Source organism: Nonomuraea sp. NPDC003214 (assembly GCF_053590035.1).
On sequence record NZ_JBSFSX010000006.1, the window covers coordinates 275,454 to 299,538 of the forward strand.

Consider the following 24,085-nt stretch of genomic DNA (forward strand, 5'->3'; position numbering starts at 1 on the left):
TGCGGGCGGGGTCAGCGGTCGTAGCGGAGGCGGACCTCGGAGGCGAGCGTCTCGTCCTCGTGGTCCAGGCCGTACGCCCACACGTGGTCGGCGTCGTCGGCCCGGCCGCGCAGCGGCAGCGTGCGGGCCAGCAGCTCGATGGCCAGCGCGCTCGTCTGTGCCTCGCCACCGTCCTCGACCGCGCCCGCGAACTCGGCGCACGCGAGCTCCAGGTGGGCGATGCCGAGCTGGACGCGCAGCCGGGCGGCGTCGTCACCGGAGGCGTCGCGGAGGGCGTCGAGCAGCAGGTCGGCGGCCTCCCCCGGGTCACCGCGCTCGATGAGCAGGTCGGCGAGCTGCTGGACGGCGTGCATGCGCACGCCGGTCGCACCCTCAGGGGCGTCCCCGGCGCGCGGCTCACCGTCGGCGGGTCCCGCCGTGTCGAGGGCGGCGCGCAGGGCGGACTCGGCCTCGTCGGGGTCGTCGGCGTCGAGGGCGAGCCGGGCGAGCGCCAGGTGGGCCAGCGGCACGTACGCGGGCGTCCCGACGCCGAGGACGGCCTGCCAGGCGCCCCGGGCCTGGCCGAGGCGGCCCTCGCGTTCGAAGCCCTGGGCCAGGTGGCAGGCCGCCTGGGCGGCGAACTCGGGGTGGCCGGTGGCGAGCGCGGCGCGGGCGGCGGCGCGGGCGCCCTCGACGTCGCCCGCCTCGTCGAGGACGACGGCGAGCCCCACGGCGGCCTGCGCGGCGTCGGGCCCGTCGGCGGCGGCGAGGTCGGCGAGAATGGCCGCCGCGCCGTCGAGGTCACCGTGCTCGGCCAGCCGGCGAGCGGTGTCGAGGGGCGGGGTCTGCAGCTCTGAGGACGTCAAGAGAGCTCCTTCGCGCGGCGATCGCACCGAGCTTAACCACTTCTGACGATCATGTCTGCTCACTTGACCCAGCCGGCCTGGAAAGCGGAGAACCCCGCCCTGCGCGGGCGGGGTCCTCCGGGCGGCCGAACGGTCCGGTCAGTCCTCGTACGCCTCCAGCGGCGGGCACGAGCACACCAGGTTGCGGTCCCCGTACGCCTGGTCGATGCGGCGCACCGGCACCCAGTACTTGCCGTCGCGCAGCGAGGGCACCGGGTAGGCGGCCTCGGTCCGGGTGTAGGGGTGCGGCCACTCGTCCGCGGTGACCGCCTCGGCGGTATGCGGGGCGTTGCGCAGAGGGTTGTCCGACTTGTCGTAGTCGCCGGACGCCACCTTGGCGATCTCGCCGCGGATGGCGATCATCGCGTCGACGAACCGGTCGAGCTCGTTCAGGTCCTCGCTCTCGGTCGGCTCGATCATGAGCGTGCCCGCGACGGGGAACGACATGGTCGGCGCGTGGAAGCCGTAGTCGATGAGGCGCTTGGCCACGTCGTCGACGGTGACGCCGGTCTCCTTGGTGATCTGGCGCAGGTCCACGATGCACTCGTGGGCCACCAGCCCGCCGCGCCCGGTGTAGAGGACGGGGTAGTGCGGGGCGAGCCGCCTGGCCAGGTAGTTGGCCGACAGGATGGCCTGCTCGGTGGCGGCGGTCAGGCCCTCGGCGCCCATCATCCGGACGTAGGCCCACGAGATCGGCAGGATGCCGGCCGAGCCGTACGGGGCGGCGGAGACGGGGCCGACGGCGCTGCCGTCGCGCAGCGGGTGGCCGGGCAGGTAGGCGGCCAGGTGGCCGCGTACCGCGACGGGGCCGACGCCGGGGCCGCCGCCGCCGTGCGGGATGCAGAACGTCTTGTGCAGGTTGAGGTGGGACACGTCGGCGCCGAACTCGCCCGGCTTGGCCAGGCCGACGAGCGCGTTGAGGTTGGCGCCGTCGACGTACACCTGGCCGCCGGCCTCGTGCACCTTGGCGCACACCTCGGTGATGCTCTCCTCGTACACGCCGTGCGTGGACGGGTAGGTGACCATGATCGCGGCGAGCCGGTCGCGGTGCTTGCCGATCTTGGCGTCGAGGTCGGCGAGGTCGACGTTGCCGTCGTCGTCGCAGGCCACGACGACGACCCGCATGCCGGCCATGACGGCGCTGGCGGCGTTGGTGCCGTGCGCCGAGGACGGGATGAGGCAGACGTCGCGCTCGGTGTCGCCGTTGGCCCGGTGGTAGGCGCGGATGGCCAGCAGCCCGGCGAACTCGCCCTGGGAGCCGGCGTTCGGCTGGATGGAGACGGCGTCGTAGCCGGTGACCTCGGCCAGCCAGCCCTCCAGCGTCTCGATCAGCTCGCGGTAGCCGGCGGCCTGGGCCTCGGGCGCGTACGGGTGGATCGCGGCGAACTCGGGCCAGGTGATGGGCTCCATCTCGGTGGTCGCGTTCAGCTTCATCGTGCAGGAGCCGAGCGGGATCATGGAGCGGTCGAGCGCGATGTCCTTGTCCTGGAGCTTGCGCAGGTAGCGCAGCATCGCGGTCTCGGAGCGGTGCTCGTGGAAGACCGTGTGGGTCAGGTAGTCGGACTCGCGCAGCAGGGCGGCGGGCAGCGCGTCGGCGGCCTCCCCGGCGGGCTCGACGCCGAACGCCGCCCAGACGGCGGCCAGCTCGGCGGCGCCGGTCTTCTCGTCGCAGGAGATCGAGACGTGGTCGTCACCGGCCTGCCACAGGTTGACGCCGCGCTCGGCGGCGGCGGCGACGACCTCGGCGGCGCGGCCGGGCACGCGGGCGAGCACGGTGTCGAAGAACTCGCCGTGCACCACCTCGACGCCGCCCCGGCGCAGCCCCTCGGCCAGGGTGGCGGCGTGGCGGTGGACGCGGGCGGCGATGCGGCGCAGCCCGTCGGGGCCGTGGTAGACGGCGTACATGCCGGCGATCACGGCGAGGAGCACCTGGGCGGTGCAGATGTTGCTGGTGGCCTTCTCGCGGCGGATGTGCTGCTCGCGGGTCTGCAGGGCCAGCCGGTAGGCGGGGTCGCCGTCGGCGTCGACCGACACCCCGACGAGGCGGCCGGGCATCTGCCGCTGCAGCCCGTCGCGTACGGACATGTAGGCGGCGTGCGGGCCGCCGAAGCCGAACGGCACGCCGAACCGCTGCGAGGAGCCGATCGCGATGTCGGCGCCGAGCTCGCCGGGGGCGGCGAGCAGCGTGAGCGCGAGCAGGTCGGCGGCGGCCACGACGAGCGCGCCCGCCTCGTGCGCCCGCCCGGCCACGGCGCGGAAGTCGCACAGCCGGCCGGAGGCGCCGGGGTATTGCACGAGCACGCCGAAGCACTCGGGCAGCTCGCCCTCCAGGTCGCTCTCCACGAGCGTGATGCCGAGCGGCTCGGCGCGGGTGGCCAGCACCGCCTTGGTCTGCGGGAGGGCGTCGGCGTCGACGACGAACACGTCGCTCTTCGCCTTGCCGGCGCGCCGGGCCAGCGTCATGGCCTCGGCCGCGGCGGTGGCCTCGTCCAGCAGGGACGCGCCCGCGACGGGGAGGCCGGTGAGGTCGGACACCACGGTCTGGAAGTTGAGCAGCGCCTCCAGGCGGCCCTGCGAGATCTCCGGCTGGTAGGGCGTGTAGGCGGTGTACCAGCCCGGGTTCTCCAGCAGGTTGCGGCGGATGACGGCGGGCGTGACCGTGTCGTGGTAGCCCAGGCCGATCATCGAGGTGAGGACGCGGTTGCGGCCGGCCAGGGCGCGCAGCTCGGCGATCGCCTCGGTCTCGCTCGCGGCGGCGGGCAGCTTGAGCCGGTCCTTGGCCCTGATGGACTCGGGGACGGCGACGGCGACCAGGTCCGCCACCGATTCGAAGCCGACGGCCTCGAGCATGCGCTGCTGCTCGGCCGCGGACGGGCCGATGTGCCGGGCCGAGAACGGCGGTGCTGACAGATCTGTCATGGAGATGCCTCCCGAGGCTTTGGAGACCGGCGCTGGGCGCGGGCGAATGCCGGATCTCCCCCTCTGTCACCGCGCGCTAGTCATCGCGACCTGAGAGCTTCGCCCCGGCAGGGCTTGCACCGTCGGTGAAGCGCGCCTGGCGGGCGCACCTGCTTTCCAGAGTTGCCTCACCCGAGCGGTACGGGATGCCTGAGAGATTCCGGGGAGGGTTGCTCCTTCGGCGCCCCGGGCCAGCCGGGGTCTCTCCCGCACGGGGTCGACAGCATGTCCCAGATTACTACGCCTTGTCCGGCAACCCCACCGCAGGCGGCCTGATGCGCACGCCGGGAGAGTCGCTCCCCGTCACCCGGTGATTCCCGTCACCCGGTGATTCCCGTCACCCGGTGATTCCCGTCACCCGGTGATTCCCGTCACCCGGTGATTCCCGTCACCCGGTGTTCCCCGTCGCCCCGTGCTCCGCGCTCACCCGTAGGTCGCGGTCACCTGTGCGTCGTGGTCACCCTGTGCGCCGTGCGCGGCGCCGCCGGGCCAGCTCGTCAGCGGGATGGTCGGCCGGGACGGTGTCCGCGACCGCCGCGCGTTCCCCCGGCAGCTCCGCGAGGGAGCCCTCGACCTCGCGCCAGACCCGGCCGAGCGCGATGCCGAACACGCCCTGACCGCCCTGGAGCAGGTCGATCACCTCGTCGGCCGAGGTGCACTCGTAGACGCTGACCCCGTCGCTCATCAGCGTGATCTGCGCGAGGTCGGCGACCCCGCGGTCACGCAGATGCTGCACGGCGGTGCGGATCTGCTGGAGGGAGACTCCCGTGTCGAGCAACCGCTTGACGACCTTGAGGACCAGGATGTCGCGGAAGCTGTAGAGCCGCTGCGATCCCGAGCCCTGGGCGGCTCTTATCGTGGGCTCCACCAGTCCGGTGCGCGCCCAGTAGTCAAGCTGCCTGTAGGTGATGCCGGCCGCCGCGCAGGCCGTCGGCCCGCGGTATCCGATGTCGTCGGGAAGCGTGGCGGGCTGCTCGTCGAAGAGCAGACCCTGCTCCCCGGCACGCTGCCGCGCGCTCTCGCGCCGCACCGGATCTTCCTGGCCGGCCGTCTTTCCCTCGCCGCTGCTGACCGCCACGCGGACCTCCGGCTTTCTCTCATCCCGCGGCCTGATCTGGGGGTTCGTAAAAGGCGACCGCGGGTTTCACTTGCACCGTAGGACCGTGACCATGCTCAGTCAACGATCCGGCTCGGCGCGTCGTGAAGCGTAAATGCACTGAAATACCTACCCCGCCCTGCCGAAGTCCTCGGGAGAGATCGTGTCAAGGAACTCCCTGAACTTCTCCACCTCGTCCTCCTGGTCGTCCGGGATGATCACGCCGGCCTCCTGGACCACCTCCTCGCTGGCGAAGATGCGCGCCCCGGTGCGCAGGGCGAGCGCGATCGAGTCGGACGGCCGGGCGCTCACCTCCACCCCGTTGGAGAACACGAGGTCGGCGAAGAAGATGCCGTCACGCAGCGCGACGATGTTGACCGCGCGCAGGCCCACGCCGAGCGCGCTCAGCACGTCCCGGAACAGGTCATGGGTGAGCGGCCGCGGGGGAGGCTCCTCCGCCTGGGCCAGGGCGATGGCCGTCGCTTCGGTCATGCCGATCCAGATCGGCAGGAACCGCTCCCCGTGTGCCTCCTTGAGCAAGACGATCGGTTGATTTGTAGGCATTTCTACGCGAACGCCCACGACCTCCATCTGCAACACGGGCTGCTCCATATTCGACTGGCCGGTGACCCGGCACAGGTCATCGCTGGTCCGCTTCTGCAATTCAACGTAACACCCGGCGAGCCCTGAATGTCCCGCGGGCCGCTCATCGCCCCAGAACGCTCCGCACACCCGTGCGCAGCAGCGCCGCGTGCAGGTCGAGCAGCAGAGCCGACAGCTCCCTGGCCGTCTCGTCGGCCTCCCCGATCGCGCCGGGCGCCCGGCGTTTCAGGATCGGCGCCACCGTCTGCTCCACCAGCCCCGCCTCGCGCTCGGCCGCCGCCCGGACCGCCCGCAGATGGCGGGCGTGCAGGCCGAACCTGGCCAGCGCGCCGACGCTGCGGGCCACCTTCAGCGCGTCCTCGTCGTAGCGCCTGGCCTTGGGCGCGAGCAGGCCGTAGTCCTCCAGCTCGGTGAGCGTCTCCTCGTCGATCCCGGCGGCCTCCAGCAGCTCGGCGCGGCTGAGCCGGACCTCCTGCTTGTCCTGGAGGGCGCGCGGGCGGCCGAAGCCCTCCGCCATCTTGTCCTTGATCACCCGCAGCGGCAGGTAGTGGTCGCGCTGCTCGGTGAGGATGTAGCGCAGCTGCTCGACGTGCAGGTGGGTGAACTTGCGGAAGCCGGACGGGGTGCGCTCGGGCTCGATGAGCCCCTCGCCCTCCAGGAACCGGATCTTGGAGACGGTGACGTCGGGGAACTCGCCCTGCAGCAGGGCGAGCACCTCCCCGATGCTCATGTGCGAGCGTGCCGCCTGCGAACTCATGTGCCGGCGGGTGTCCGCATCAGGAACAGGAGCCGGAACTTGCCGATCTGCACCTCGTCGCCCGAATGGAGCGGAACCTCCTCGATGCGCTCGCGGTTGACGTAGGTGCCGTTGAGGCTGCCCACGTCGCGCACCGAGAACTGGCCGCCGCGATGGCGGTAGAACTCGACGTGGCGGCGCGAGACCGTGATGTCGTCGAGGAAGATGTCACTCTCCGGATGGCGGCCGGTGGTGGTGAGGTCCTTGTCGAGTTTGAAACGGCTGCCCTGGTTGGGCCCCCTGGTCACGGTCAGCAGCGCCGTGCCGGGCGGAAGCTGCTCGACCAGCGCCCGCTCGGCCAGCAGCATGTCACCGGTCTCTGCCTCGTACGCCTCTATTCCCGCGACGGAGATCGTCGATGTGGTATCCCCTGAGACCTCGGGTCTGGTCAACGGTGACCCACAACGGGAACAGAAACGGGCATCCTCGGGGTTGGCGTGCCCGCACTGCGTGCAGTAGACGCTCGGCATCGATCGGCTCGGCCTCCTACCGCGAAGACGCGGCAACGGTGCTCGGGGCGCGCCTCGCTTCGCTCTCAAGATTTTGCGAATGCCGCAACTTACGCTGATCAGCGGCAAAGGTCAAGGCGGGGCGCTGGACGACAGGCTGGACGCTGACAAAGTTACCGCCGCCCCCGCCCGAAGGTCCATGCCGCCGCGCCTTTCCAACATTACGATCTTGCCCGCCATCCCGACAAATCACCGGGATCAGGTGCTTGCCCGCTCCACCACGCGCGCCCAGCGCTCCAGGAGGAGCTGCGCGGTGTCGACGTCTGCCGCCTCGGCCCACAGGTGGGTGACCGGTTCGGTGGCCGCGGGCAGGATGAGCACCCAGCTCCCGTCCTCCCCCGCCACCCGCACGCCGTCGGTGGTGTCGACGCGGTGGCCGTCGCGGGCGGCCTCGGCGGCCTCGATGACCGAGCGCATGACCGCGCCCTTGACCGCCCACTGCGTCGGGATCGCCCGCCTGAGCAGGTTGACCTCGGGGATGCGGGCGTCGATCTGGCTGAGCGAGAGCCGGGTGCGCGCGACCAGGCCGAGCAGGCGCATGAACACGGCCAGGCCGTCGAGCGCCGGGCTGAACTCCGGCACCACGAAGCCGCCCCGGCCGTCGGCCGCGAAGATCATGCCGGGCCCGGCGGCGGCCGAGGTGAGGGCGTCCACGGCGGTCGAGGTCCACTCCACCTCGACGCCGTGGAAGCGGCACACCTGCTCGGCGACGCGGGTGGTGGTGACGGGCAGCGCCACCCGCCCGCCGCGCCGCTCGGCGGCCACCAGGTCGAGCACCACGAGCAGGGCCCGCTCCTCGCCGATGAGCTGGCCCATCTCGTCGACCAGCGCGATGCGCTCCCCCACGGGGTCGAAGCGGACCCCGAAGGCCGCCCTGGAGGAGCTGACGAGCTCGGAGAGGCGTTGCAGGTCACGGCGGCGCTCGGCGATCGTCTCCGTGGGCGACAGGTCGTCCAGGACGGCGTTGACCGTCAGCACCTCGATCCCGGCCCGGCCCAGCAGCCGGGGCAGCACCAGCGACGAGGTGCCGCCCGCGCAGTCGACGACCACCTTCATGTCCCGTACGCCCGTCATGTCCACCCGGCGCAGCAGCTCGTGCGCGTAGTCCTCGACGGCCCTGGCCGGGTAGGTGAGCTCGGCGATCTCGCCGGGGAAGGCGCGGCGGAACTCCTGCCGGGAGAAGACCCGCTCCAGCTTGCGCTGCGCGGCCGGGGGCAGGTCGGCGCCCCGGTCGTCCATGATGACGATGTCGACGCTCTGCGGGTCGCCGGCCGTCGTGCGGATCGCGATGCCGCCCGCCGCCGTGCCCCGGGTGGCGTGGAAGCGGGCCACGGGCAGGGGGGCGGCCTCCAGGTCCAGCACGTTGATGGCGCTGGCGGTCAGCGCGCCGATCACCGCCCGCTTCAGCGCCCGCGCGGCCAGCGAGGAGTCGCGCGAGGTGACGACGTTCGCGCCCTTGCTCAGCGTGGTCGCGTACGCGCTGGCCAGCCGTACGCACAGCTCGGGGGTGATCTCCACGTTGACCAGGCCGCTGACGCCGCGCGGCCCGAACAGGCTGCGCTGGCCGCGCGACTCCCAGATGACGCTCGTGTTGACGACCGCGCCCGCCTCGATGGTCTTGAACGGGTAGACCCGCACCCCGCTGGAGACGTACGCCTCGGGCTCGATGACGCACTCGTCGCCGACGACCGCGTTCTCCTCGATCCGGGCGCCGCTCATCACGTCGGTGCTCTTGCCGATCACGCAGCCGCGCAGGTGGGTGCCGGGGCCGAGGTAGACGTTGTCGTGCACGATCGCCCGGTGCAGGAACGCGCCCTCGCGCACCACCGCGTTGTTGCCCAGGACCGTGTACTCGCGCAGTTCGGCGCCCGCCTCGACCTTGGCGTACTCGCCGATGAACAGCGGGCCCTTGAGCACGGCGTCGGGCTCGACGGAGGCGGAGGCGGCCACCCAGACGCCGGGCGAGACCTCGAAGCCGCCGATGTCCAGCCTGACCTTGCCGGTCAGGGCGTCGGCGTGGGCCTTGAGGTAGCTCTCGTGGGTGCCGACGTCCTCCCAGTAGCCGGCGGCCACGTAGCCGTAGATGGGGGCGCCGCGCTCCAGGAGGCGGGGGAAGACGTCGCCCGACCAGTCGACGGGCTCGCCGGCGGCCACGTGCGCCAGGACCTCGGGCTCCATGACGTAGACGCCGGTGTTGACGGTGTCGGAGAAGACCTGGCCCCAGGTGGGCTTCTCCAGGAAGCGCTGCACCCGGCCGGACTCGTCGACGATGATGATGCCGAACTCGAGGGGGTTCGGGACGCGCTTCAAGCCGATGGTGACAAGTGCCGAATTTTCGCGATGAAAGCGGACCATGTCGGATAAGTCGATATCCGTCAGGGCGTCGCCGGAGATGACCAGGAAACGATCGTCATGTAACCGGGCAGCGGCGTTCTTCACGCTGCCCGCCGTGCCGAGCGGCACGTCCTCGGTGGCGTACTGGAGGCTCATCCCGAGCTCGTCGCCGTCGCCGAAGTAGTTGCGCACGAGCGCCGCCAGGAACTGCACCGTCACCACGGTCTCGGTGACGCCGTGCCGCTTGAGCAGCCGCAGGACGTGCTCCATGATCGGGCGGTTGACCACGGGAAGCAGGGGTTTGGGCTGGTTGGCCGTCATCGGACGCAACCGGGTGCCCTCACCGCCCGCCATGACGACCGCCTTCACCCGATCACTCCTTCGTGGTCGCGGTTACGAGCCGGCGCACCTGTATCACATACAACACGCCTGCCCACCAGTACAGGCCCGTTCCCCAGAGCGCGAACGCCCACCCGACAATGCGGGTTATATCGGCATACCACCCGTCATGGGAGGCAAGGAAGAGCAGAGGGAAGGCGTACATGAGGTTGAACATGGCTGCCTTGCCCAGAAAATGCACTTGAAGTGCCTTATAGCCATGTTTGCGAAGTACGGGGATGAAACACGCGACGAAGAGTTCCCGTGCCAGGATCACGGCCGCCAGCCACCACGGGATGACCTCCCGCACGAGCAGCGCCAGGATCGTCGCGAACACGTAGAGCTTGTCGGCCGCCGGGTCGATGATCCGGCCCAGCTTGCTGGTCTGGTTGAACGCCCGGGCGATCTTGCCGTCGAGCCAGTCGGTGAAGCCGGCCACCGCCAGGATCGCGATGGCCCACCCGTCCGCCTTCGGGCCCAGAACCAGCCAGAGGAACACGGGCACGCCGAGGAGGCGCAGGAAGCTCAGCAGGTTCGGAACCGTCCAGATTCGGTCCTCGGCGGAAGTTTCACTCACGCCCCAGACCCTACTGCGTCAAACTTCCTGCCCAGCGGCCCCCGATCCCCCGATTCCCCACCTCAGGGTCACCCCCGGCAGACGGCCGGACGGCGGCTCAGGGCCGACAGGGGGTGGGGCGGCCGCATCCCCCGATCCCACCTCAGGGTCGCCCCCGGCAGACGGCCGGACGGCCCGCCGGGGCGCCTCAGGGTTCTCGGGGGCGGGGCGGCGGCATCCCCCGATTCCCCACCTCACGGCCACCCCTGGCGAACGGCCGGACGGCCCGCCGGGGGCACCTCGGGGTTTCTCGGGGGCGGGACGGCGGCATCCCCCGATTCCCCACCTCACGGCCACCCCCCGGCGGACCGCTCGCTCGGCGGCTCAGGGGGCGACAGGGTACGGGGTGCCGGAGGGGCGTTCCGGGCTCAGGGGTGCCGCTACGGGGTCTTCAGGAAGGAGTGCGTGCGCCCGGCCGTCTCGAAGCCGAGGCGGGCGTAGAAGTCCTTGGGCCAGTCGGCGGCGTCGGCCAGCAGGAAGACCAGGTCAGCCTCCGCCGTCTCGGCCAGCAGCGAGCGCATGAGGGCGCGGGCGTGGCCGTTGCCCCGGTGCCGGGCCAGGGTGACCAGGCTCTCGATCTGCGCGACGCCATCCTGCGCGTACAGGTCGGCGTACGCGGCCAGGCCGCCGTCCGCCGCCCGTACGCCCCGGAACCCCACCCGGTCGGCGCCCCGCAGCCGGGTCTCGATCCGCCGCGCCAGCCCGTCGACGACCTCCTCGGACGCCTCCGGCAGGGTCGCGCGCCAGCCCTCCCGCACCACCGGCAGCAGCTCGGCCACCTCCAGGCGCTCGGCCTCGGGCGGCCCGGCCGGCGGGGCGCCGCGGAAGACCATCACGAGGTTCTCCTCGTGCTCGTACCCGGCCGCCGCGAACGCGGGCGCGAAGGCCGCGCCGAGCGCGTCGTCGTCCACGTTGACCTGCCGGTGCTCCCTCCCGCCGAGCACCCGCTCCGCCGCCTCCAGCACCGCGCCGGGGTCGTCACCGGCCCACACGACGAGCTTGTTGTCGTCGTACGAGCCCGGGTAGCGGTCGTCGAGCACCGCGAACCCGCCGGGCACGTCCACGACCCGCGGCGCCCGCCGCCGCGCGAACCCCCGCACGAACTCCAGCGCCCGCCGCAGCTCCACGTCCTCTCGGCCCATCTCCGGCCCCTCCGTCACTCGGTCGTCGAACGTCCGGCCCTCCCGGGGATCCGGGCAGGCGGCAGGAAACCCGGGCGCCCGTACGCGCTCCGGGACGGCTCTGGCGTGACCCGTCGGCCCCGAGGGCACTCGGGGTGCCGGGGTGCTCGGGGTGGTCAGGCGGCGGCGCGGGAGGCCGCGAGGAAGGCCTCGATGAGGGCGGAGTCCTTCACGCCCGGGGCGGTCTCGACGCCGCTGGAGACGTCCACGCCCCAGGGGCGGGCGGCGGCGACGGCCTCGGCGACGTTGGCCGGGTCGAGGCCGCCCGCGAGGAGCCAGTGGCCCGAGGGGCGGTCGCGGACGGCGGCCCAGTCCCAGGGCTCGCCGGAGCCCGGCCGGGGCGCGTCGACGATGAGCATGGTCTCGTCGAAGGCGCCGCAGCGCAGGTCGGCACTGGCGTCGACGGCGCGGACGAGCGTCAGGCCGAGGTCCTTGAGCGCGGTGAAGTCGCCGTGCGGGTGGCGGCCGTGCAGCTGGATGCCGCGCACGCCGGCGGTGAGGGCGGCGGCCCGCACGGTGGCGGGGTCCTCGCCGCGGAAGACGCCGACGGTCAGCACGTGCTCCGGCACCAGGGCGGCCAGCTCGGCGGCCCGCTCCGGGGTGACCTGGCGCGGGCTGCGGGTGAGCACGAAGCCGATCGCGTCGGCGCCGGCCTCGACCGCGGTGGCCACGTGCTCGGGCTCACTGAGACCGCAGATCTTCACATACACACCCCAAACCCTAGCGGAGAGGAGGGGAGACACCCCAAACCTTGACCGACCGGCGGGGAGACACCCCAAACCTTGACGGGCGGCGGGCAGACACCCAGACCCTGGCGGGCCGGTCGGAGGACGCCCCGATCCTGGAACCAGGGGGTTAGCGGCGGCGGGAGGCGGTGGGGGACCAGGACCAGAGCAGCATCGCGGTGACGAGGCCGAACAGGACCACGCCGCTGGGCAGGTGGGCGCCGAGCCACAGCCAGGTGAAGTGCTGCCCCATCCCGACGACGAACAGCGCGACGCTGGCCAGGGCGGGCCAGCCGGCGCCCCGGCCGGGCCGCCAGACGAGCACGGCCAGGACGATCTGGACGAGCGCGACGAGGTGGACGACGAGCCCGGCCATCACGTGCGCCTCGGCCATGGCGCCGTCCGAGGCGACCGCCTGGCCCGCCAGGGAGGCGGCGACCAGCAGCGACGCCGCCTGGGCGACGACGGCCACGCGGAGCGCGTACAGCAGTCCCGGGGACACCCGGCCGCCCGCGGGGGCCGGCCCGGGGCGGGCGCCCGCGCGCGGGGTCGTGTCGTAGGTGGAGTCGGACATGGCGATCCTTCCGATCGGTGGTGAGAGCAGAAGGATCGCGCCCGCCCCCTCCCCCGGTCGTCAGCCTGACGGGCTACCCGCCGGTCCGCCACGCGGCGGACGGACGGTGCGGAAGGAGGCGTCGACGAGGCCGGCGCGGTGCGCGACGACGGCGGCCTGGATGCGGTTGCGCAGGCCGAGTTTCTCCATCGCGGCGGCGATGTGGGTCTTGACGGTGGTGACGCCGACGTGCAGCTCCTCGGCGATCTCGGCGTTGGACAGGCCGGTGCCGACGAGGGCGAGCACCTCGATCTCGCGTTCGGTGAGGCCGCGCGGGGCGGGGGCGGCGGCCTGCTCCTCGGCGTCGAGGAAGCGGTCGACGACGCGGCGCAGCACGGAGGGGGCCAGGAGCTGCTCGCCGGCGTGGGCGCGGCGGACGGCGTCGACCATGCGCTCGGGCTCGTCGTCCTTGACGAGGAAGCCGACGGCGCCGGCTCGCAGGGCCGCGTACACGTTGGAGTCCTCGGCGAACGTGGTGAGGACGACGATGCGGGTGGACGGCCGGGCGGCCAGGACGCGGCGGATGGCCTCCAGGCCGTCGACGCGGGGCATGCGCAGGTCCATGAGGATGACGTCGGGCAGGTGGCGTTCGGCCAGCCGGACGGCCTCGGCGCCGTCGTCGGCCTCGCCGACCACCTCCATGTCGCTGTTGGCCTGCAGCAGCATCCGCACGCCGGCGCGGACGAGCACCTGGTCGTCGGCGATGAGGACGCGGATCACGCGTTGCCCCTGGCGGCGGGCAGGCTGGCCGCCAGGAGCCAGCCGCCGTCCTCGTCGGGCCCGGCGGTGAGGGTGCCGCCGAGGGTCTTGACGCGCTCGCGCATGCCCGCCAGGCCGCGCCCGGAGGAGGGCAGCCGTTCGATGCCGGTGGGCGGGCGTCCGTTGCGGATCTCGACGGCGAGGCTGTCGCCGTCGGCGCGGACGCGGACGCGGACCTCGGTGCCGGGTCCTGCGTGTTTGAGCACGTTGGTGAGGCCTTCCTGAACGATGCGGGCCGCGGAGGTGCGGGCGAGCAGCGAGGTGTGGTCGGTGGCGGGGTCGAGGTCGAGGTCGACGAGGAGCCCGGCGGCGGACATCCGTTCGGCGGCCTCGCGGACCACGTCGGCGGGGTCGGCGAGCAGGTCGGGCTGGCGGTCGGGGTCGCGCAGCAGGTCGATGAGGCCGCGCAGGTCCTCCAGCACCTGGTGCCCGGTCTCGCGGATGTCGGTGAGGGCGTCGGCGACGGGCCCGTCGGGTGCGGTGTAGCGGGCGGCGCTGGCCCGCAGCACCATGGCGCCGACGTGGTGGGCGACGATGTCGTGCACGTCGCGGGCGATGCGCTCGCGTTCGGCGAGCTGGTCGGCGCGGACCTGCGCCACGGTGAGCCGGGTGGACTCCCGTACGCGCAGCCGTTCGGCGGCGGCGGCGGCCTGTTTCATGCCCAGGTAGCGGCCGATGGCGACGGGGGTGATGACGAGGGCGCAAAGCACGGCGGCGCGGAAGCCGGTGACCTCGGTGCCGGGCCCGACGACGGCGATGGCGGCGAGCAGGCAGGTGGCCAGGTAGGCGACGACGGTCCAGGTCCAGGAGGCGACCCGCATCGCGAACACGCCGAGGGCGATGAGCGTGAGCACCAGGCAGCTGTTGACGACCTCGGGCAGGTAGCTGTCGGCGGCGACGAGCACGATGCCCTGGAGGAGGAAGACCAGGCCGGGCAGCCGTCTGGCGACGCCGAGCGCGAGCCCGGCCCCGACGGCGAACAGGCCGATGACCCAGGCGGGGTGGCCGCCGCTGTGCCAGCTCGTCCAGGTGCTGAGCACGGTCTGGGCGACGCCGCCGGCGGCCAGGAGCACGTCGGGGGTGACGTCGCGGTGTTCGAGCTCGCCTATCGAGCCGCGCAGGTAGCCGCCGACGATCACGGGGAAGACGGTGATGCCCGCGGCGTACATCAACGAGGTGCTGGTGAAGGCGATGCCGGGGTCGGCGAGGTTGAGCCCGGTGGCGACGCCGCTGGCGGCCATCGCCATGATCACCGATCGCCAGCCGGCGCTGTAGGCGGTGACGCCGACGGCGACGAGCAGCAGCACCTGGGCGGTGTTGGAGCTGAAGGCGTCCATCCGGTCGGTGCAGATCAGCGCGACCGACAGCCACAGCGCGGTGGGCAGCGGACAGCGCCGCACGAACCCCATGGGCGCGCCGACCAGCAGCGCGAAGGGCCCGACCGTGTATGCGGGCGGCAGGTCGCCGATCCGCGCCTGGCCGGACATCAGCAGGTCGAGGCTGACTCCGGCGGCGGCGAGGAGCAGGTCGAGGGGCGCGCCACGCCAACGCCAACTCATGCGTCAAAGGTATCCAGGTGGCACTCGTGGACAGTCCTCCCGGCGGAGGATGGCTTCTCCTCCTACTGGCCGGATCCCCGGCCCGATGACGGACTCCCGTACACGATCTTCGCACTTACCGTCGGTGCATGCCCAACGACAGCGCACTGTTCCTCGGTCAGTTCCTGCGTGCCCCGGCGACCATCGGCGCGTTCGCGCCCAGTTCCCAGCGGCTGGCTTCGGCGGTCTGCGCGCCGGTGCCCGAGCGCGGCGAGCCCACCGTCGTCGAGCTGGGACCGGGCACCGGCCCGTTCACGGCGGAGATCCAGCGCCGGCTGGCCGGGCGGGGGCACCACCTGGCGGTGGAGCTGAACGAGCCGATGGCGGCGCTGCTGGCCGAGCGGTTCCCGGCGGTGGACGTGGTGCACGGCGACGCGGCGGAGCTGACCGGGCTGCTGTCGCAGCGCGGCCTGCGGCAGGCGGACGTGGTGGTGAGCGGGCTGCCGTGGGCGGCCTTCCCGACGGAGCTGCAGCTCGCGCTGCTGGGCGCGGTGACGGCGGCGATGAGCCCGGCGGGGGCGTTCACCACGTTCTCCTACATCCACGCGATCCCGATGAGCTCGGCCCGCCGGTTCCGGTCGCTGCTGTCGGAGCGGTTCGAGGAGGTGGTGGCGGGGCGCACGGTGTGGCGCAACGCTCCCCCGGCGTTCGTCTTCCACGCGCGGCGCCCTCGCCCGCCGGCAGAACTTCCTTCTACGATGATGTGATGAACTTCACCCTCCCCGAATCCGCGCTGGCCGTGCGGAGCGGCGTGGCCGCCATCTGCTCCCGCTACGACCTGGACTACTGGCAGCGCTGCGAGAGCGACAAGCGCTGGCCGCAGGAGGTGTGGGACGAGCTGGCCAAGGGCGGCTGGCTGGGGCTGGCGGTGCCGGAGCGGTTCGGCGGCGGCGGGCAGGGGCTGCTGGAGCTGGCGGTGGCGACCGAGACGATCGCGGCCTCGGGCGCGGCGGGCGGGTCGGCGTTCACGTACGTGCTCACGCCCGGGTTCGGGGCGCTGACGCTGAGCCGTCACGGCAGCGCCGAGCAGCAGGCGGAGCTGCTGCCGTCGCTGGCGACGGGCGAGGTCGAGACGTGTTTCGCGCTGACCGAGCCGGACGCCGGGTCCAACGCGCTGGCGATCACGACGTCGGCGCGCCGCGACGGCGGCGACTACGTGATCAACGGGCAGAAGATCTGGATCACCGGGGTGCAGCGGGCCACCTGGATGCTGCTGGTCGCCCGGACGATCCCGGCGGCCGAGGCGCGCCCGCGCAGCGCCGGGCTGACGGTGTTCCTGGTGAACGTGCCCGAGGCGGTCGCGGCGGGGACGCTGACCTACCGGCCGATCCCCAAGATGGGCGCCAACACCACGCCGTCCAACCTGGTGTTCCTGGACGGCGTGCGGGTGCCCGCCTCGCGGGTCGTGGGGCGGGCGGACGAGGGCGCGGCCGTGCTGTGGGACATCCTCAACCCCGAGCGCGTCCTGCTGGCCGCCTCGGCGCTGGGCGGGGCCGAGGTGGCGCTGCGCGTCGCGGTCGACTACGCCAGGCAGCGCGAGGTGTTCGGCCGGCCGATCGGCGCCAACCAGGCCATCGCGTTCCCGCTGGCCCAGGTCAAGGCGAAGATCGAGCTGGCCCGCCTGATGATCTACAAGGCGGCGTGGTCGTTCGACCGGCGGCTGCCGTGCGGCACCGAGGCCAACATCGCCAAGCTGACCGCGTCGCAGGCCGCCTGGGAAGCGGCCGACGCCGCGTTCCAGACGCACGGCGGGATGGCCTACTCGCTGGAGTATCCCGTGGCCAGGCTCCTGGCCGACGCCCGGATCGGGAAGGTGGCACCTGTGACCGAGGAGCTCCTGCTCAACTACCTCGCGACCCAGGTGCTCGGCCTGCCCCGCGGCTTCTGACCCTCGCGGGCCGCTGCTTCGTCCCCCCGGGCGGCGTTCTCGGCCCCGGCAGACAGGCCCTGGGTCTGTCGCCCCGCTCCGCTCTCCGCCTACCCGCGGGGCGGGGGCGAAACCACTTGTTCAGCCGAAGGACGGGGGACGCTTGTCGCGCAGCGCGCGGACGCCTTCGGCCACGTCGGGGCCGGTGAAGCCGAGGAACTCCATGGCCAGCGAGGCGTCGAAGGACGGCCCGGCCAGGCGCAGCCAGTTGTTGAGCGCGTACTTGGTGAGCCGGACGGCCTCCTGGGCGCCGGCGGCGAGCCGGACGGCGAGGCCGAGGGCGGTCTCGTGCACCTCGTCGTCGTCGACGCAGAGGCTGACCAGGCCCATCCGCTCGGCCTGCTCGCCGGTGACGGGCTCGCACAGCAGCAGGTGGTATTTGGCCTTGGCCAGCCCGCACAGCAGCGGCCAGACGATCGCGGCGTGGTCGCCGGCGGCGACGCCGAGCCGGGTGTGGCCGTCGATGACGCGCGCGGTGCGGCCGGCGACGGAGATGTCGGCCAGCAGCGCGACGGCGAGCCCGGCGCCGACGGCGGGGCCCTGGATGGCGGAGACGATCGGCTTGGAGCAGTTGATCACGTTGTAGACGAGGTCGCGGGCCTCGGCGAACACGCGCATGCGGGTGGCGTGGTCGCGGGTCATGTCCTCGATCATCGACAGGTCGCCGCCGGCGGAGAACGCCCCGCCCTCGCCGCGCACCACGACGGCGCGTACGGAGTCGTCGCCGTCGATGTCGCGCCAGATCCCGGCCAGCTCGCGGTGGCCGGTGGCGTCGACGGCGTTGAGCTTGCCGGCCGCGCTGATCGTGACGCGGAGGACCCCGTCGGCGGGCGTGTCGGTGATGAGCCGCTCGTAGGTCACAGGAACTCCCTCAGCCGCCCGGCCACGTAGTCGCGCGCCTCGGCGGCCTGGTCGAACAGGCGCGGCAGGCCGAAGAAGCCGTGCACCGCGCCCTCGAAGCGGCGCACCTCGACCGGCACGCCCGCCTCGGCCAGCCGTTCGCCGTAGCGCTCGCCCTCGTCGCGCAGCACGTCGCAGCCCGCCGTGACCACGGTGGCGGGCGGCAGCCCGGCCGCCGACTCCAGCCGCAGCGGCGCCAGGCGCGGGTCGGCACGGTCGACGTCGCCGGCGTCGCCGGCGTACTGCCGCACGTACCAGTCCATCTCGGCGGCGTCGAGGCCGTAGCCCTTGGCGAACTCGCGGTAGCTGGGGGTGTCGAGGGCGGCGTCGAGGACCGGGTAGACGAGGACCTGGTGGGCCAGCCGCAGCCCGGCGTCGCGGGCCTGCCAGGCGGCCACGGCGGCCAGGTTGCCGCCCGCGCTGTCGCCGATCACCGCCACGCTGCCGGTGCTCTGGTAGAAGGCGGGCCGGGCGAAGATGTCGCGCAGCACGGTCCAGGCGTCGTCGGCCGCCGCCGGGAACGGGTGCTCGGGGGCGAGCCGGTAGTCGACCGAGACGACGACCGCGCCGGTGCGGATGGCGAGGTCGCGGCCGAGGGCGTCGTTGCGCTTGACGCTGCCGAACACCCAGCCGCCGCCGTGGAAGTAGACGAGCACGGGCAGCGGCTCGTCGCCCCGGTCGGCGCGGTAGATGCGGATCGGCACGTCCTCGGCCGTCTCGTCGCGGACGAACGGCAGCTGCGGCAGCGGCCCGCGCTGCTCGGCGAACCCGTCGACGGCCCGCAGCTCGTGGATCTTCTCCAGGTCGAGCGTGGCCAGGTCGGTGTTGAGGTCCGACGGGTAGGCGGCGACGTAAGCCTGCGCCTGGGGGTGCAGCGGCATGATCCGAAGCCTAGCGGGCCGCTTCCACGAGCGCATCGAACAGGCCGTTGTCGTCGCCGCGTTCGGGGTGCCACTGCACGCCGACGGCGAAGCGGTGGCCCTGCAGCTCGACGCCCTCGACGACCTGGTCCTCGGCCCAGGCGACGGCCAGCAGGCCGGTGCCCAGGCGGCGCACCGACTGGGTGTGCGGGGCGACGGCCTCGACGTGGTCGCCGACCGCCTTGCCGAGCTTGCTGGAGACGCTGACCTGGATGCGGTGGCGGGCGCCGGCCTCGCCGTGGCGGTCGCTCTCCAGCATCTCCGGCAGCCACGGGATGAGGGTGCCGCCCTGGGCGACGTTGAGCACGTGCATGCCGCGGGCGATGCCGAGGACCGGCACGTCGGCCCGTACGGCCGCCCGGGCCAGGGCGAGCTCGAAGCGGTCGCGCTGCGGCTGGGGGGCGGGGGCGCGCTCGTCCTGCTCGTCCCCGTAGGCCGAGGCGGCGACCTCGACGCCGCCGGTCAGCACCACGCCGCGCAGGCCGCGTACGTAGTCGTCGGCCGCGTGGGGGGCGAGCGGGGGCAGCACCACGGGCGCGCCGCCGGCCCGTTCGACGGCCTTGGCGTAGGCCGGCGGTGAGAGCACGGCCTCGCGTACCCAGACGTCCCAGCGGGCGGCTTCGAAGTAGGCGGTGATGCCAATCAGCGGTCGGGACATGGCGATCTCCAGGGGGCGCTCTCTCCGGTGTGGCGTCGCCGGTCGCGGCAGCCACAGGCCCATCATGGCGCACTCCATTTCGCCTATGTCGCTTCTCCCACAGATCTCCTCGCTCCTGCCCGTCTGACGTTCTCCGGGTCCGGCGGCACTCTCGCGCCGCACTTGAGAGGGGAGATACGAAGAGAATTATCATTCACATTAACGGACCTAAATCCCATTGACGCTGAATGCTGTTAATAACCCTCCAGTTACGGATAGTTCAGATCCGCACCTCATTGGGGTGAATCGGTTGTGAGGTCCAGGAGGTGGTGTAACACTGGATTTCGAGCGACCGGACGTGCCGGGGTACTCCGGACGCTCGTCACCCGGAGCCGTCAGGGAGGTGGGACGACACGACCGGAATGCGTTTCCGGTCAATAGGACGGGTTGGGTATATGTCGTTGAATCCGCGCCTGGTCAAAGAGAGCTTCTCCATCATCGAACCGGTGGCCGGCAAGGCGGCCGCCTACTTCTACGGCCGCCTGTTCGCCGAGAACCCGCACCTGAGGGGCATGTTCCCGCCCTCGATGGACGTGCAGCGGGACCGGCTCTTCCATGCGCTGACCCGCATCGTGTGGAGCCTGGACAGCCCGGACAGCATGGCGTCATACCTGGGGCAACTAGGGAGGGACCATCGCAAGTACGGCGTCGTCGCCGACCACTACAGCGCCATCGGCTCGGCTCTGCTGGCCACCGTGCGGCGCTTCGCCGCCGCCGTCTGGACCGCCGAGATCGAGGCCGCCTGGGTCGCGGCCTACGAGGCGGCCGCCACGCTCATGATCGAGTCGGCCGAGGCCGACGCCGGGGTGTCACCCGCGTGGTGGCTGGCGGAGGTCGTCGACCACGAACGCCGCCGCCCCGACATCGCGGTCGTCACGCTGCGCCCCACGCAGCACCTCCCGTTCACCGCCGGGCAGTACGTCAACGTGCAGACCGCGCGCTGGCCCCGGGTGTGGCGGACGTTCAGCATCGCCAACGCGCCGCGTCCCGACAACACCGTCCGTCTGCACGTGCGCTCGGTCCCCGGCGGCTGGGTCTCGACCACGCTCAACCGCGACACCCGCATCGGCGACACCGTCATGCTGGGGCCGCCGATGGGCACGCTGGCGCCGCCCGGCGAGGGCACGCGCGACCTGCTGTTCGTGGCGGGCGGCACCGGACTGGCGCCGCTGAAGGCGATCATCGAGCAGGTGATCGCCTCCGGCGGCCGCCGCGGCGTCCACCTGCTGTACGGCGCCCGGACCTCCGGCGAGCTGTACGACCTGCCCGACCTGATCAGGATGGAGGCGTCGTACCCGTGGCTGCGGGTGCTGCCGGTGGTGTCGGACGAGCCGGGCTACGACGGGCTGCGCGGACGGCTGCCCGAGGTCACGCAGCGCTTCCACTCCTGGGCCGAGCACGAGGTGTACGTGTGCGGCCCGCCCCCGATGGTGAACGAGACGGTCCGGCGGCTGCAGGGCGACGGCGTGCCGCTGTCGCGCATCCACCGCGACGTGGTGCACGGGGAGGGGTGGATCGCCTGAGCGTCACCTGAAGGCGGCGGCGGTCTCCTCGTCGTTCGGCCAGAACGTCTCGATGGCCAGCTCGGAGACCGTCACGTCCACGGGCGTGCCGAAGGTGGCGATCGTGGTGAACATCGACAGCACCCGGTCGCCGTCCCGGATGCGCAGCGGGATCAGGATGTCGGCCGGCCCGGGCGCGCGCACCACGTTGAGGTCCACGCCCGGGTAGGTGTAGGCGGCGAGCTCGTCGTGCAGCTCGGCGAGCCGCCCGCTGCCCGACATCTCGGCCTGCCTGCGCAGCTGGTGCAGCAGGTGGGCGCGCACCTCGGGCAGGTTGACCAGCCTGCCGCCCATCGCGTCGGGGTGCAGCGACAGCCGCATCACGTTGACCGGCTCGGTCAGCAGCTCCGCCGGCGCGCCCGCCATGAACATCGCGGCCGCGGCGTTGGCGGCCACCAGGTCCCAGTTCGCGTCCACGACCAGCGCCGGGTACGGCTCGTGCCCGGCCAGGATCTTGTCGAGCGCCAGCCGTACGGACTCCATCTCCGGCGCGCGCACCTCGCGCTCGGGGAACACCGGCGCGAAGCCGGCGGCGACCAGCAGCCGGTTGCGGTGGCGCAGCGGCACCTCCAGCTCCTCGGCCAGGCGCATGACCATCTCGCGGCTCGGCTTGGCCCGCCCGGTCTCCAGGAAGCTCACGTGCCGGGAGGAGACGTCCGCCTCGATCGCCAGGTCGAGCTGGCTCACCCGGCGCCGCTGCCGCCACGAGCGCAACAAATCACCAAAAGTCTCATCTTGTATAGCAATGGCTCCCATGTCTGGCACCGTAGCGCTTGGCGGGAAGTGTCACGATTACCTCCTGGGTAATCGTGCGGCAAATCGCCCAGTCCTCGCCAGTGCCCGCGCACGGCCGGGAACCGCGTGGCACGATGGCCGGAAGCGAACATGGGAGCGATGCCATGACTGACGCAATGCTCGCGATCGGCACCCGCAAGGGCCTGTTCCTCGCCCGCTCCTCCGGCGGGAGCGCGTTCGAGATCGAGCCGATCCAGTTCTCCACGGTCGCGGTGCACGCGGTGGCGATCGACACCCGCGGCACGACCCCCCGCCTGCTCGCGGGCATCGAGTACGGCCACTTCGGCCCGTCGGTGCTCTACTCCGACGACCTCGGCAAGACCTGGCAGGAGGCCGACCGGCCGCCGGTCGCCTTCCCGGACGACACCGGGGCGACGCTCACGCGGGTCTGGCAGCTCACCCCGTCGCCGTCGGAGCCCGGCGTGGTCTGGGCGGGCGCCGAGCCGGCCGCGCTGTTCAGGTCCGAGGACGGCGGCGTCACCTACAGCCTCGTCGAGGGCCTGTGGGAGCACCCGCACCGCCCGCGATGGCAGCCGGGCGGCGGCGGGCTGTGCCTGCACACGATCGTCTGCCACCCGTCCGACCCGCGCGTGATGGCGATCGCCGTCTCGGCCGCCGGCTTCTACCGCACCGCCGACGGCGGCCTCACCTGGGAGGCCGCCAACCAGGGCATCCGCGCGCCGTTCCTGCCCGAAGGACAGCAGTACCCCGAGTTCGGGCAGTGCGTGCACAAGGTCGCCATGCACCCGTCCCAGCCCGGCCGCCTCTTCCTGCAGCACCACTTCGGCGTCTACCGCAGCGACGACTTCGGCGGCACCTGGCACGACATCGGCTCGGCGCTGCCGTCGGACTTCGGCTTCCCGATCGTGACCCACCCCGCCGAGCCCGACAGCGTGTACGTGCTGCCGCTGCACGCCGACGTGGACCGCACGCCCGTCGATCACCGCTACCGCCTCTACCGCAGCGACGACGCGGGCGGCGCCTGGCGCCCGCTGGAGCGCGGCCTGCCCGAGGGGCCGGTCTACGCGACCGTGCTGCGCGACGCGATGACGTTCTCCGAGGCCGGGCTGTTCTTCGGCACCCGCGACGGCGAGGTGCACGGCTCGCGCGACGCCGGCGAGACCTGGGAGCCGGTCGCCCGGCACCTGCCCGACGTGCTGACCGTGCGCGCGGCGGTGCTGTGATCCATGGCCAAGTCCGTGACCATGGTGGTCTTCGTGCTGCCCGCCTCGCTGCGGCGCTGGGTCAGCGGCCGTACCGAGGTGAAGGTGTTCGCGGTGGGCGCCGACCATGAGTCGCCGCCCACGCTGGGCTCGGCCCTCGACATGCTGCGCCGCACTCACCCGCTGCTGGAGGAGCGGATCCGCGACGACTACGGGCGCATCCGCCGCCACATCAGCATGATCGTGTGCGGCGAGAACTCCCGCGGCCTCGGCGGCCTCGACTGCGCGCTGCCGCCGGGCGCCGAGGTCTACGTCCTGCCCGCCCTGGCCTGAGCCCGCCTACGGGGCGACGCGGCCGTTGGCGACGAAGGCGGCGTGGGTCAGGGGCATGAGCTCCGCCCACACCGCCTCCATGCGCTCGGCCACCATCTCGATCTCCCGCTGCGGGAACGACTTGACCCGGGCCTGCTCGTGCTGCGTGCGCAGCGACAGGAAGTGCATGAGCGAGCGGGCGTTGCAGGTGGCGTACATGGTGGAGAACAGGCCGACCGGCAGCACCGCGCGGGCCACCTCGCGGGCGATGCCGGCCTCCAGCATCTCCTCGTAGGCGGCGTAGGACTGGCGGTAGGACTCCTCCATCCGCTGCGTGACGAGCTTGTGCTGCTCGGCGGTGCCGTCGACGAACACGTAGCGGCCCGGCTTGCCCTCCTGCACCAGCTTGCGGTCCTCCCCCGGCACGTAGAAGGACGGCTGCAGCTCGCGGTAGCGGCCGCTCTCCTCGTTGTAGGACCAGCCCACCCGGTGGCGCTGGAACTCGCGGAAGACGAAGATCGGCGCGCTGACGAAGAAGGTCATGGAGTTGTGCTCGAACGGGCTGCCGTGCCGGTCGCGCATCAGATAGTTGATCAGGCCCTTGGACCGCTCGGGGTCCTTCTCCAGCTCCGCCAGCGACTGCTCGCCGGCCGTGGACACGCGCGCCGCCCACAGCACGTCGGTGTCGGACGCGCTGTGCTTGACCAGCTCCACCGTCACGTCGTCCAGAAACCGCACTCGAGGATCCCCCTTCGTCTC

General features: G+C 72.5%; 23 protein-coding genes and 1 riboswitch. Of the genes, 5 read left to right on the forward strand and 18 right to left on the reverse strand.

All coding sequences use genetic code 11. From position 1 onward, the window contains the following. Positions 1 to 11 precede the first annotated feature (11 nt). From ACWDXC_RS20375 to ACWDXC_RS20435, 13 genes are all read right to left on the reverse strand, one after another. Entirely contained in the window at positions 12 to 845 is an 834-nt protein-coding gene (locus ACWDXC_RS20375) for a tetratricopeptide repeat protein (RefSeq protein ID WP_364178975.1), read from the reverse strand. Between the two features lie 138 nt (positions 846 to 983). After that, positions 984 to 3,803: an aminomethyl-transferring glycine dehydrogenase gene (gene gcvP / locus ACWDXC_RS20380; protein ID WP_449984106.1), complete on the reverse strand. Its 2,820-nt coding sequence runs from the start codon at positions 3,801 to 3,803 to the stop codon at positions 984 to 986. A 166-nt stretch (positions 3,804 to 3,969) separates the two neighbouring features. Continuing rightward, a riboswitch (glycine riboswitch) is annotated at positions 3,970 to 4,062 on the reverse strand. A 237-nt stretch (positions 4,063 to 4,299) separates the two neighbouring features. After that, positions 4,300 to 4,920 carry a MerR family transcriptional regulator gene (locus tag ACWDXC_RS20385; RefSeq protein WP_449984108.1) on the reverse strand — a complete coding sequence of 207 codons (621 nt, stop codon included), beginning with the start codon at positions 4,918 to 4,920 and terminating at the stop codon, positions 4,300 to 4,302. Between the two features lie 147 nt (positions 4,921 to 5,067). Then, complete coding sequence (locus ACWDXC_RS20390) at positions 5,068 to 5,538, reverse strand: bifunctional nuclease family protein (protein WP_082310546.1); 471 nt, start codon at positions 5,536 to 5,538, stop codon at positions 5,068 to 5,070. 106 nt (positions 5,539 to 5,644) lie between these two features. Beyond that, entirely contained in the window at positions 5,645 to 6,271 is a 627-nt protein-coding gene (gene ftsR, locus ACWDXC_RS20395; protein WP_449984111.1) for a transcriptional regulator FtsR, read from the reverse strand. A gap of 23 nt (positions 6,272 to 6,294) precedes the next feature. Beyond that, positions 6,295 to 6,807 carry an FHA domain-containing protein gene (locus ACWDXC_RS20400; RefSeq protein WP_219510466.1) on the reverse strand — a complete coding sequence of 171 codons (513 nt, stop codon included), beginning with the start codon at positions 6,805 to 6,807 and terminating at the stop codon, positions 6,295 to 6,297. Between the two features lie 237 nt (positions 6,808 to 7,044). Continuing rightward, positions 7,045 to 9,549, reverse strand: a complete 2,505-nt coding sequence (locus ACWDXC_RS20405) for a mannose-1-phosphate guanyltransferase (protein ID WP_364178982.1) — start codon at positions 9,547 to 9,549, stop codon at positions 7,045 to 7,047. Between the two features lie 4 nt (positions 9,550 to 9,553). Then, the gene (locus ACWDXC_RS20410; RefSeq protein ID WP_219510468.1) at positions 9,554 to 10,135 is read right to left on the reverse strand and encodes a CDP-alcohol phosphatidyltransferase family protein; all 582 of its coding nucleotides are present in this window, start codon (positions 10,133 to 10,135) and stop codon (positions 9,554 to 9,556) included. A 419-nt stretch (positions 10,136 to 10,554) separates the two neighbouring features. Continuing rightward, entirely contained in the window at positions 10,555 to 11,316 is a 762-nt protein-coding gene (locus ACWDXC_RS20415) for a GNAT family N-acetyltransferase (RefSeq protein ID WP_449984114.1), read from the reverse strand. A gap of 155 nt (positions 11,317 to 11,471) precedes the next feature. Beyond that, the gene (locus tag ACWDXC_RS20420) at positions 11,472 to 12,065 is read right to left on the reverse strand and encodes a phosphoribosylanthranilate isomerase (protein WP_449984117.1); all 594 of its coding nucleotides are present in this window, start codon (positions 12,063 to 12,065) and stop codon (positions 11,472 to 11,474) included. 145 nt (positions 12,066 to 12,210) lie between these two features. Beyond that, positions 12,211 to 12,654, reverse strand: coding sequence for a hypothetical protein (locus ACWDXC_RS20425; RefSeq protein ID WP_449984120.1), 444 nt, complete (start codon positions 12,652 to 12,654; stop codon positions 12,211 to 12,213). 60 nt (positions 12,655 to 12,714) lie between these two features. Beyond that, positions 12,715 to 13,413 (reverse strand): response regulator, encoded by a 699-nt coding sequence (locus tag ACWDXC_RS20430; protein ID WP_219510471.1) that lies wholly within the window; start codon positions 13,411 to 13,413, stop codon positions 12,715 to 12,717. Next, complete coding sequence (locus tag ACWDXC_RS20435) at positions 13,410 to 15,011, reverse strand: histidine kinase (protein ID WP_449984123.1); 1,602 nt, start codon at positions 15,009 to 15,011, stop codon at positions 13,410 to 13,412. Before ACWDXC_RS20435 ends, ACWDXC_RS20430 begins: the two co-directional genes overlap by 4 nt. 128 nt (positions 15,012 to 15,139) lie before the next feature. On the opposite strand from ACWDXC_RS20435, the gene ACWDXC_RS20440 reads away from it, so the two are divergent. Together ACWDXC_RS20440 and ACWDXC_RS20445 are read left to right on the forward strand one after the other, a co-directional pair. Continuing rightward, entirely contained in the window at positions 15,140 to 15,757 is a 618-nt protein-coding gene (locus ACWDXC_RS20440) for a class I SAM-dependent methyltransferase (protein ID WP_219510472.1), read from the forward strand. Further along, positions 15,757 to 16,938: an acyl-CoA dehydrogenase family protein gene (locus ACWDXC_RS20445; protein WP_449984126.1), complete on the forward strand. Its 1,182-nt coding sequence runs from the start codon at positions 15,757 to 15,759 to the stop codon at positions 16,936 to 16,938. The genes ACWDXC_RS20440 and ACWDXC_RS20445 overlap by 1 nt, the downstream gene beginning before the upstream one ends. 120 nt (positions 16,939 to 17,058) lie before the next feature. Here ACWDXC_RS20445 and ACWDXC_RS20450 read toward each other — a convergent pair whose 3' ends face one another. The 3 genes from ACWDXC_RS20450 to ACWDXC_RS20460 are packed head-to-tail and all read right to left on the reverse strand — an operon-like array spanning position 17,059 to position 19,455. Continuing rightward, positions 17,059 to 17,838: an enoyl-CoA hydratase/isomerase family protein gene (locus tag ACWDXC_RS20450; RefSeq protein ID WP_449984129.1), complete on the reverse strand. Its 780-nt coding sequence runs from the start codon at positions 17,836 to 17,838 to the stop codon at positions 17,059 to 17,061. After that, on the reverse strand, positions 17,835 to 18,758 hold the full coding sequence (locus ACWDXC_RS20455; RefSeq protein ID WP_364178992.1) for an alpha/beta hydrolase: 924 nt from the start codon (positions 18,756 to 18,758) through the stop codon (positions 17,835 to 17,837). Before ACWDXC_RS20455 ends, ACWDXC_RS20450 begins: the two co-directional genes overlap by 4 nt. A 10-nt stretch (positions 18,759 to 18,768) precedes the next feature. Then, positions 18,769 to 19,455 (reverse strand): gamma-glutamyl-gamma-aminobutyrate hydrolase family protein, encoded by a 687-nt coding sequence (locus tag ACWDXC_RS20460; RefSeq protein ID WP_449984132.1) that lies wholly within the window; start codon positions 19,453 to 19,455, stop codon positions 18,769 to 18,771. A gap of 434 nt (positions 19,456 to 19,889) precedes the next feature. Between ACWDXC_RS20460 and ACWDXC_RS20465 the strand changes: the two genes are divergently transcribed. Next, positions 19,890 to 21,017 (forward strand): globin domain-containing protein, encoded by a 1,128-nt coding sequence (locus ACWDXC_RS20465; RefSeq protein WP_449984134.1) that lies wholly within the window; start codon positions 19,890 to 19,892, stop codon positions 21,015 to 21,017. Between the two features lie 3 nt (positions 21,018 to 21,020). Here the strand turns inward: ACWDXC_RS20465 and ACWDXC_RS20470 are convergent, their stop codons facing one another. Further along, the gene (locus ACWDXC_RS20470) at positions 21,021 to 21,770 is read right to left on the reverse strand and encodes a helix-turn-helix domain-containing protein (RefSeq protein WP_357591675.1); all 750 of its coding nucleotides are present in this window, start codon (positions 21,768 to 21,770) and stop codon (positions 21,021 to 21,023) included. A gap of 185 nt (positions 21,771 to 21,955) precedes the next feature. Here ACWDXC_RS20470 and ACWDXC_RS20475 point away from each other — a divergent pair, with 185 nt between their 5' ends. Continuing rightward, positions 21,956 to 23,035 carry a WD40/YVTN/BNR-like repeat-containing protein gene (locus ACWDXC_RS20475; protein ID WP_449984137.1) on the forward strand — a complete coding sequence of 360 codons (1,080 nt, stop codon included), beginning with the start codon at positions 21,956 to 21,958 and terminating at the stop codon, positions 23,033 to 23,035. 3 nt (positions 23,036 to 23,038) lie between these two features. After that, positions 23,039 to 23,347: a ubiquitin family protein gene (locus tag ACWDXC_RS20480; RefSeq protein ID WP_053174846.1), complete on the forward strand. Its 309-nt coding sequence runs from the start codon at positions 23,039 to 23,041 to the stop codon at positions 23,345 to 23,347. A 6-nt stretch (positions 23,348 to 23,353) separates the two neighbouring features. Here the strand turns inward: ACWDXC_RS20480 and thyX are convergent, their stop codons facing one another. Next, on the reverse strand, positions 23,354 to 24,064 hold the full coding sequence (gene thyX, locus ACWDXC_RS20485) for an FAD-dependent thymidylate synthase (protein ID WP_219510481.1): 711 nt from the start codon (positions 24,062 to 24,064) through the stop codon (positions 23,354 to 23,356). Positions 24,065 to 24,085: the final 21 nt, after the last annotated feature.

Bases quoted from the DNA above. Each gene is read 5' to 3' on its own strand.
- ACWDXC_RS20425 (WP_449984120.1), bottom strand. From the start codon at position 12,654: ATGTCCGACTCCACCTACGACACGACCCCGCGCGCGGGCGCCCGCCCC.
- ACWDXC_RS20415 (WP_449984114.1), bottom strand. From the start codon at position 11,316: ATGGGCCGAGAGGACGTGGAGCTGCGGCGGGCGCTGGAGTTCGTGCGG.
- ACWDXC_RS20475 (WP_449984137.1), top strand. From the start codon at position 21,956: ATGACTGACGCAATGCTCGCGATCGGCACCCGCAAGGGCCTGTTCCTC.
- ACWDXC_RS20455 (WP_364178992.1), bottom strand. From the start codon at position 18,758: ATGCCGCTGCACCCCCAGGCGCAGGCTTACGTCGCCGCCTACCCGTCG.
- ACWDXC_RS20400 (WP_219510466.1), bottom strand. From the start codon at position 6,807: ATGCCGAGCGTCTACTGCACGCAGTGCGGGCACGCCAACCCCGAGGAT.
- ACWDXC_RS20480 (WP_053174846.1), top strand. From the start codon at position 23,039: ATGGCCAAGTCCGTGACCATGGTGGTCTTCGTGCTGCCCGCCTCGCTG.
- gcvP (WP_449984106.1), bottom strand. From the start codon at position 3,803: ATGACAGATCTGTCAGCACCGCCGTTCTCGGCCCGGCACATCGGCCCG.
- ACWDXC_RS20435 (WP_449984123.1), bottom strand. From the start codon at position 15,011: ATGAGTTGGCGTTGGCGTGGCGCGCCCCTCGACCTGCTCCTCGCCGCC.
- ACWDXC_RS20465 (WP_449984134.1), top strand. From the start codon at position 19,890: ATGTCGTTGAATCCGCGCCTGGTCAAAGAGAGCTTCTCCATCATCGAA.
- ACWDXC_RS20460 (WP_449984132.1), bottom strand. From the start codon at position 19,455: ATGTCCCGACCGCTGATTGGCATCACCGCCTACTTCGAAGCCGCCCGC.
- ACWDXC_RS20445 (WP_449984126.1), top strand. From the start codon at position 15,757: ATGAACTTCACCCTCCCCGAATCCGCGCTGGCCGTGCGGAGCGGCGTG.
- ACWDXC_RS20440 (WP_219510472.1), top strand. From the start codon at position 15,140: ATGCCCAACGACAGCGCACTGTTCCTCGGTCAGTTCCTGCGTGCCCCG.
- ftsR (WP_449984111.1), bottom strand. From the start codon at position 6,271: ATGAGCATCGGGGAGGTGCTCGCCCTGCTGCAGGGCGAGTTCCCCGAC.